Annotated in this window: 5 protein-coding genes; all 5 read right to left on the reverse strand. The window is 53.6% G+C overall.

The window, feature by feature from the left end:
- A partial coding sequence (locus RMSM_RS27540; RefSeq protein WP_236622321.1) for an alpha-L-fucosidase occupies positions 1-1530 on the reverse strand: 1530 nt, incomplete at its 3' end.
- A gap of 191 nt (positions 1531-1721) precedes the next feature.
- Positions 1722-4190, reverse strand: coding sequence for a glycoside hydrolase family 95 protein (locus RMSM_RS27545; RefSeq protein ID WP_040769641.1), 2469 nt, complete (start codon positions 4188-4190; stop codon positions 1722-1724).
- A 137-nt stretch (positions 4191-4327) separates the two neighbouring features.
- Positions 4328-5731 (reverse strand): sulfatase family protein, encoded by a 1404-nt coding sequence (locus tag RMSM_RS27550; RefSeq protein WP_236622322.1) that lies wholly within the window; start codon positions 5729-5731, stop codon positions 4328-4330.
- Between the two features lie 147 nt (positions 5732-5878).
- Positions 5879-7660, reverse strand: a complete 1782-nt coding sequence (locus RMSM_RS27555; protein ID WP_008704802.1) for an arylsulfatase — start codon at positions 7658-7660, stop codon at positions 5879-5881.
- A gap of 6 nt (positions 7661-7666) precedes the next feature.
- Positions 7667-9169, reverse strand: coding sequence for a sulfatase family protein (locus RMSM_RS27560; RefSeq protein WP_008704803.1), 1503 nt, complete (start codon positions 9167-9169; stop codon positions 7667-7669).
- Positions 9170-9497: the final 328 nt, after the last annotated feature.

The raw sequence follows: 9497 nt of genomic DNA on the forward strand, positions 1-9497 counted from the left end.
ATCCGTAACGATTTCAAAGGTCCATGCATACTTGCTGCGGCCGAACTCTTTCGGTGGTGTGATTTGCAAGCCTCGCGGGGTCATTTCCCAAGTTGTCTGTGAGTCGGAGCCGAGCAACCGAACCGACGTTACCTGATCTGCGTTCCAGCCCGCCGTGCCGGTGATCGTAAAGGGCTTTGATGGCTCGGTCATCTTGATCGCGTACAGATTTTTGCCCTTGGTGGTAAAGACAAGGTGTTCATCCGTCTGGTCGCTTTGTTTCCAATAACGAGATCCATAAATCGCATCGCCATTGATCCGTAGCCAATCGCCCATCGCATGTAATCGCTCCAATTGCTCGGGAACAATCGTGCCATCTGCCCTGGGACCAATGTTGACCAGAAAGTTTCCGTTGCGGCTGATGACTTCCACCATCTCGTGGATCACGCTTTCGATGGTCTTGTACTTGTCGCCTTCGAGATAGCCGAATGATGTTCCAAACGTGGTGCAGCTTTGCCACTTCGGCCCGATCACCTTGAGCTTCAGGTTGTCCTTTTCCAAACAGCCGACGCCATCAGGCCAGTTGCGGTTCGCACCCTTATTGTTGACGTAAACATCCTGTTCACGCGCAGCACCGTCATTCATAAAGTCGGTGATCATGCCGCGGAGAGAATCGTCCATGTACTGGATCTCTGGCTTCATCTTTCCGGCCCGCACGCGATTACCGTCGCGAGTGTAGATCGGAAAGTCGTCCATCCACAGAAAGTCGGGTTGGTACTTCGTTTGAATCTCTTTCCAGCGGGCGACGTAGTCATCGACAAACGCCTTGTCATAGCTGAACGGCCCGTACAGCGAGGCGGCCTCGGGAACACGCTCGATTTCTTCGGCAATATCCGGTCGCGGCTCGCTGTGAACCACGTACTTCTCTTTTGCAAAGAAACCTGTATGACGTTCGCGGTGATACGACGGTGCGTATTTGAGTCCTTGCTTCCGCACGGCCTTGCCAAGGTCGCCGACCAAGTCTCGTTTGGGTCCCATGTCGACTGCGTTCCAAGGCGTCAGGTCAGAATCCCAGTTGGCCCAGCCGTCGTGATGTTCAGCCGTCAGCACCACGTACTTGGCACCGACGTCGGCGAACAATTTTGCCCATGCGTCAGGATCCCAGTTCTCGGCTTTGAATTCCGGGATGATGTCTTTGTAACCGAACTCGGGCGGATGCGCTCCCCATCGCTGGTCCATGTACGGATAATAGTGCTGCGATTCCTCGTAGAGCAGCTTCGGCACATGTTCGGCATAGCCGCGACCGCCCTTCTTGTAACCGATCACACTGTACGGTCCCCAGTGAATGAAGATGCCAATCTTGCCATCATCAAACCACGCGGGCACCGGCATTTTTTGCAGCGATTCCCAACTGCCATCGTACTTCGTCGCCTGAGTTTCCTGGCAGGATGCGATGCCTCCGGAAACAAAAGCAACCAGAATGGCCATCAGCCCTCGTAGCCATTGCGTGGTCGTCGTTGTGTGCAAAATCGTTCCACGGGCGGATATCATTGTTTTGCTGTCCTTAAAAGTTGGGTGTATTAATCGTCGTCGAGCCGAAACGGCGGAGGTTTCCATAGCCCAAGTTATCCGCGATCGGCATTACGCAGTTCGGCGGCCGATCCTTGGCGCCCACGCGTGCCGAGGGCTGGATGGGATCAAGTTGGGTCCAGGCAACCGACGCACTCGTGTGCGGCGGCAAATTACCAAGTAAATGTTTTGTGCTGACCTTGCTTCAACGAATACACTTCACTCAGTTTACCTTGGGTATAAATGCGGAAATTGGTGTTTTCGGTCGCCCGAATCGTGGCGATGACCAGATTGCCGTTCTGCCACTGAATATCCACCTCCAAACCGCCTCGTGCCCTCAACCCGCTGACGTTGCCATCGGGCCAAGCTGATGGAAGTGCGGGTAACAAGTGCAGGATGTACGGCGCCGTGGTCAATGCTTTCGGCGGAGCGAGCGGAACAAAGTGATTGGGTGATTGGGGATCACTTTGATAGGCCACAAACGCGGCATCGGAAATGTCACTAGCATCATTGTCGATGCTTCTCAGATGGCTTTGCAAAAGCATCTCACAGACTCCGGCTGGTCCGCCAAAATTTCCGTCGATCTGAAACGGTGGATGAAAGTCGAATAGATTCGGATACGCTCGTTTGGACGTCAGGTAGCGGTAGAATTGATGAGCCTTGTCGCCATGGTGCAGCCGTGCCCAGAAGCAGGTCTTCCACGCCGTGCTCCATCCGGTGGATTCATCACCACGATGTTTCATCGTCACCAGTGCTGCGTCGGCCATCGCCGGGGTCGTCAGCGGTGAAATGTCTCGACCAGGATGCAGAGCGATCAAGTGCGAGATATGACGATGGGTGTTGGTGGGGATGTCCCAATCTTCGGGCCACTCTTGCAGTTGTCCATGCTGACCAACCTTTTGCGGACATAACTTCGTGATGATCACTTTGAGTTGCTCGCGGAACTCGGGATCGACATCCAGTTTCTCACTCGCTTCGATACAGTCGGTGAACAAATTCAAAACGAGTTGTTGATCCCATGCTGCACCGTAACACTGTTTGTTCAGTTTCCCACCTATCTGCGGCAGATAGAAATTTTCCGGCGACCAAGTCGGATAGACGACCAGGGTACCGTCCTTCCAAGGAGCGAGAAACTCGACATAGAACTCCGCCGCTCCCTTGATGATCGGATAGATCTCTTCCAGATATTCCCGATCCTGATTAAAGGCATAATGATCGAATAGATTCTGTGACAGCCAAGCTCCGGACTGCTGTACCCGGCGACCGTCGTTGATCGGTGCGGTTAGCCCATAGACATTACCGTTCACGCCAGCGGTCCAACCTTTGCTGACACCATAGGTTTCTCTCGCGGTGTGAGCACCCGAGCGGGCAATGACTTTCATATAGTCCACGTAAGGCGAAAAACAGTCTGGCAAATTTGCCGGGTCGGGCAACCAGTAATTCATCGCCAAGTTGATGTCAAAGTGATAATCCGAGTTCCATTGCGGTTTGGTGTGTGGATTCCACAATCCCTGCAAATTCGAGGGTACCGGCGCCGAGCGGGAGCAACCCAACTGCAAATAGCGACCGTAGTTGAAGTATAGATTCTCCAGCTCGACACTGCCGCCGCGCTTGACCAATTGGTCGGTCGTCAAACCCGAGGGTTCAAAGTCCAACTGCAGCGACATACGCTGTTCCTGAGACTGGTAATCGGCGACGTGCGCCGTCTTAACCGCTTGGTAACCCACTTGTTGGATGCGATCCAAGGTCGCCAAGCCGTCTTGTTCGTAGTCGCGGCCTTTGAAAGCCGGGTAAACAGGCAGGTAATCGGTATAGCCGGCAAGATACAGGTTGACGGATTTTGCACCGGATACCTCCAAACTGCCACCGTTCGTTGCGGTTACCTTGCCACCATCGGCTTCCACGTGAATGTGTTGCGAGAAGTAACTCTTGTCGTTGGCGAGTTTGACTTCGCCAATCAATGTCGATGTGTTTCCGTCGGCTTTGAGTGATTTCGTTTGATGTCGAGTGGATGTCGAGATCGTCAAATCAAGGGTCGCGTTGTGTGCTGTCAAACGCATGACCATGGCATCGTGCGGATAGCTGCAAAAGTATTCACGGGTGTAACTCGCGTCACCGATGTCGTAGCTGACTTTCCCAATCGCAGTTTTGAGATCCAATTCGCGGCGATAGTCAGTTACGTTTTTCGGATCGTGACCAGTGCTGATCTGTACTTCGGTAAATGTCGAATAGTTTCCCAGTTTCTGAGGACTGATCAAATACTGATCCGCCATCTGCTCCATGCTGCCCTTTTTCGTTCCATACTTGCCGTCGCGGTAAGCCTGTCGCACCGTTTCCAGATGGGCTCCCGCGCCGAGACGCGTTCCCGACTGGGTGACCTCGTCAAGCCCTCGGTTTGAATTCGCCCACAGCGTAATCTCGTTGGTGGCAATCAGCTCACGATCGATTCCGCCACTGAACATGGCTCCGAATCGCCCGTTTCCTAGTGGCAGTGCCCGCTGGATGAACTCCTTTTCGCCTTTGCCGGCGATGGTCTTCGCTCCGGGCAAAACAGGCGCATCGTAGAACAGGACATGCTGTGCATGCGCGGTCGCCGCCAGCACCGATAGGCAGGTTAGAACTAGCAGTATTCTGATTTTCATATTGTTCAATCGCTTCTTAATCGTGAGAGTGTCAAATGAGCTGATTGAGTACACAATCGCTGCTTTTTTGATAATCTCGGTAGGACGGATTGCTGATTTGTTTAGGTTGCGTTTTATTGGTTTCGGAACGATACCACTCATGATTCAACGATCTGACAATGCGTTTGGATTCTCCACAAAACCGGCCGGGCGGCTGTTTTGAGAAAGCCTTTTTTAAAGGCGACCATGAGTGCACGTAACCGTGTGACGACGTCTGGATTCGCCTTCGATACATCGGTGGTTTCTCCGATGTCCTGTTGCAAATTGAAAAGCACCGGCGACGCGGCACGCTTCCCTCTTGTCTTGCCTAAATGCAGTTTCCATTGGCCGGACCGTACCGCAACAAGGGTGTCACCTTGATGGTAGAAGAACGCCTTGTGAGGAGATTCTCCGCTTCCCGCCAGTACCGGCCAGATATCCTTGCCATCGATCACTCGGTCACCTGGAACTTCAGCACCGGCCAATTTGGCGAAGGTCGGCAGAAGATCCATGGTGGTCATGAGTTCGTGATTATCAACACCCGCCGGTATTTTTCCTGGCCATCGAATCACGGTTGGTTCACGCATGCCGCCCTCGAACGTCGACCCTTTTTTGCCTTTCAGCGGGGTCGCTTTGCCAATCGATGGACCATTGTCGGATGTAAAGATCACCAGCGTGTTGTCGTCGATGCCGTGCTGCTTGAGGGCGTCAAGAATCTGACCGACCGACCAATCGATTTCGCTGATTGCGGACGAATAAATCTGATCTCGCGTTTTATAGTCGATTGTCTTGTTCTGTTCTTCCTGGTCGAGTTTTGCTTTCAGCGGATCAGGAACCGATTTCATAAAGGGAGGCGAAACGTGAATCGGCCGATGCGGGATGGGGTGCGGGATGTAGATAAAAAACGGGCCGTCTTTGTTGGCTTCAATGAAGCTTACCGCACGCTGCGTGATTCGCCGCGTCAGGTAGTCGGCGTCGGGATCGGTCTCAATCACCGTCTCGCCATCGAGCAACGGCAGTGGCGGGAAATTGTACTTCTTCTGATTGGTATGGAACGGGTGGATGTCATGGCTGTAGGGAAGTCCGAAGAATTCGTCAAAACCCTGCCGGGTCGGTAGGAAGGCGGGCTGGTCGCCAAGGTGCCATTTGCCGAACATCCCCGTTTTGTACCCCGCCGTCTTGAGCACTTCGGCAATGGTTATCTCTTCGGGATTCAGGCCCTTGGAGTCCGCTGCAAGCAACACCCCAAAGTTAGAGCCGGTGGCCATATCAATTCGTTTGGGATAGCAACCCGTCATCAACGCAGCACGCGAGGGTGTACAGACAGGTGCAGCCACATAGAAGTTGGTCAGCCGTGCGCCCTCTGCCGCCATCCGGTCGATCCTCGGCGTGTCGACATGTTGCCCGCCAAAACAGCTGAGATCGCTGTAGCCCTGGTCGTCGGTAAAGATCACCACAAAGTTGGGTTTGCTTTCCAAGGCCAAAGCTGTACTGGCACCGGAAAACAGCAGATAGGCAATCACCGTTAGGAAATATTTCATTGATTTCATCGATATCTACTTGCTATGCGTTGGCCAGAGCGTGGATAGGTTCGTATTGCGTTCTCGCTTGTACGTCCACTGCCTGGGAACGGTAACAATGCGGTTTCAAGCGTAACGTCTTGACTTCGGTCAAATCGCTTCCACTTCGGTAAAGTAAGCTCCGCCCGCACGTCCCTTCGCGTCATACAGATAGGTCACCAACTCGGTGGGCCCCGCAGGTAATTCCAGCTCGAACACCACTCCCTTGCTCTGCGAGGCGACGGGTTGTTCTGCGGTTTTGCCAGCGATCTCGATTTTCGCTCGCTCGGCAACCACGAGTTTGTTGGCTTCTTTGGGGTACTGTCGGAGCGTGATTCGGTAACGGCCAGCCTGCATCACCTCAATCATCCAGGGTCCGGTAACTTTGGGGAGTTTTCGGATGGAAGTGAAGTTCCACGGTGGGTTTCCGGTGGGCATGTACCAATCCTGCGAGCAAAGTACGGTCGGGTTCTCGGCTGGATTTCCGATATCGATTCGAACCGGCGTCAGCCTTGGCGAAACGTTATCCCAAAACGGTTGGTACCGTTCACGCAATTTCGCCACGACTTCGGGGTGATCCGCAGCCACGTTGTTTCTTTGAGCGGGATCGGCCTGGATGTCATATAAGGCTTGGCCGTCGGAGTTGACCAATCGCCATCGCTCGGTCATCACGACGGAATATTCAAACGGTTTGGAAGGCAGCGTGGTGGCTCCGGCCCCGCCGTGGAATTGCACGATATGATGATCTCGCGGCCATGCCTGATCCGATCCGCTGGGCTTCGAAGAGCTGTCTGGATCAGCAACACCGAGCAGGGGTTTGAGCGAGACTCCGTCGGGCCGGTATTCATCGGACACCGGGATACCGCACAGATCGGCTAGCGTTGGCAAAACATCAATATGGGCCGCGAGTGTTTCAATATCCTTGCCCCCGCTCAGCCCGCCAGCCGGCCAGTGAACAAAAAACGGCACACGATGGCCGCCGTCGTACACCGAGGACTTCTTGCCTCGCATTCCTGCGTTGTAACCCTCAATTGCCTCCGAGTCCAAGCCTTTGAACTTCGCGCCGGCAGCGGTCCCATTGTCCGTCATGAAAATCAGGATGGTGTTCTCGGTTAGCCCCAGCTCACGAAGCCGCTGCCGCAAAATCCCTATGTTGTGATCGATATTGGCGATCATTCCATAGAAATTCGAGTTGGCCACCGCCTTGTTGCCTCTATACGGTTCGGCCCACTCCGGCGGAACGCGATACGGTCCATGCGGCGCGTTCAGAGCGAGATACAAAAAGAACGGTTTGTCCTTGTTCTCGTTCACAAATCGAATGCCTTCTCGGAACCAAACGTCGGTGCAATAGCCTTCGAATGGCTCGAACTTTCCATTGCGTTCGTAGATGTCGTCGAAGTAGTCGTTGCCCCAGTGATCCGAAGCTTGTCCCACACCGCCGCAACGATGCCAAAGGACATCCTGAAACCCGCGATCCTGAGGCCGGTGAGGAGCGTTATCACCGAGATGCCACTTCCCAACCATGCCGGTAGCGTATCCGTTTTCGGCAAATAGATTTGCCACTGTTTTTTCGTCACGATGCAGCATCGTGCGTCCCGAGCTCGTGCGGTACGCTCCCGAGTAACCAGGATGATTACCCGTCATCAACGCCGCTCGCGTCGGCGTGCAAAACGGACTGACGTGGAAGTCGGTGAAACGAATCGATTCAGAATAGAGACGATCGATATTCGGCGTCATCAGAATGGAATTGCCGTGGCAACCGAGGTCACCGTAGCCCTGATCATCGGTCATGACGAGGATGACATTGGGCTTGGTTTGCTCGGCGGCCTGTAACGAAACAACCGATCCAAACAAAAGCAGTGATGCGGTAACCAATCGTACGATTCGAATCATGAGTATCTATTCTTTTTCGGAGGGCATTTTGGACACAGGCTGCTTCTGACGTGTTTTTTTGATCGGACTTTGAAGTTTTCGAGGTCCCTTGTCAAAGAATCTAGCCTTGGTGCCTGTTTGATCGATATCGCCTAGTTCCACCCTTGCCCGAGTGATTCGTTTCATCAGCACAGCGACCAGCTCAGGATGCTTCGCCGCCACGTTGATGGTTTCACCAGGGTCTGCCTCCAGGTCGAACAGGTGCACTTCTTCGACCGCTTCAATCATGCGGCCCCACCAACCGAGACCTTGCGGAGCATCGACTCGCGGCAGAACGAGTTTCCATGAGCCCGACCGCACGCCAGTCAGCAGGCACCCCGAGTAGTAAAGGTATTCGTCGCGTGGACTGGTTTCGGACGTCCCGGTCAAAAACTCTGTTGCGTCTTTGCCGTCGAGTTCGACGTCGGGCAGCTTGCCCTTAGCGATCGCAGCAAACGTGGGCAACAAATCCATCGTGCTGAGGATCTCGTCGGACGAAGATCCCGCAGGAATTCGCCCAGGCCAGCGAGCAATAAATGGAACTCGCGAACCGCCATCCCATGCACTCATCTTCCAGCCGCGAAGAGGATCGGCATTGCCGGAATGATCCCGAGGGATCAACTTCGCCGCATTTGGTTTCATCCCGCGTGTGGTTTCAACCCATGGGCCATTATCGGATGTAAACACGACCAAGGTATTGTCGTCGATATTTAACTCTTTCAATGTCTTGAAGATTTCGCCACATGACCAATCAATTTCTTCGATCGTGTCGCCGTAGAAACCGCCATCGGACTTGCCTTTAAAATTCTCCGATGCCCCCAGCGGAATGTGTGGCATGTTGTGTGCAAGATACAGGAAGAACGGTTTCTGGTGGTTCGACTTGATCCACCGAATCGCTTCACCCGTATAGTCGGCGGTAATGTTGTCCCAGCTCTCAACGGACTTCACCACCACTTGCTGATTACGCATGATCGAGCTGCGCATCTTTGTATCGTCGACGTTCACCGTGTAACCGTTGAATCGCGGTGTGCCGTAAAAGTAATCGAAGCCTTGGGCATTCGGCATCGTCGTGTTTCCACTGTCGAGCCCTAAATGCCACTTGCCGATCATGCCGGTCGCGTAGCCGGCCTGCTTGAGAACTTCAGCCATCGTGACTTCGTCTGGATGCGGAACTGTGTGCAGTCGTTTGATGTTTCCGGGTTCCGCAGTTCGAATCGGATACGATCCGGTCATTAGTGCCGCTCGCGAAACACCGCAAACGGGCTGAGCATAGAAACTGGTCAGCTTGATTCCCTCGGCCGCCATTTGGTCCAAATGCGGCGTCTTGATATTCGGCGAACCGAAGCAACCCAAATCCTGGTACCCCTGATCGTCGGTCAGAATCAAGATGATGTTGGGCGTCGCCGCGGTATCCGCTCCGGTCCCAGTATTGGTAGCAAGGAATTGGACAGCCCCCAAGCCAATTGCGAAAATTAGGTTCAGGAGTTTCATTTTTGCTTCTTTCGTCGAGTCGTCGTTGCTTTAATCGAGCGGTCACGTTTGTTTGAGACCCGGCGTGAATAATCCGGGCCCGACTCTAACTGCTCGCAGCAAGGCGTTTCACGCTCGTTCGCGTTTTTGCATACCGAACGTGGCTTGGTAACCATTTATGCGCTGCGACAAAGGTTTCGAGATCATTAAGTGATGTATTATCACTCAACGGATCGTTTGATTCGAGGTTTATCTACGACATGCAGCTAATGATTTGCGTCATTTGGATCGTCATCGCCAAGTGATTTTGGCCTGTCGGATTTCGGTGTTCACCCAACGCTGGCATGTT

It is taken from the genome of Rhodopirellula maiorica SM1 (genome assembly GCF_000346295.1).
Classification (GTDB): Bacteria; Planctomycetota; Planctomycetia; order Pirellulales; family Pirellulaceae; genus Novipirellula; species Novipirellula maiorica.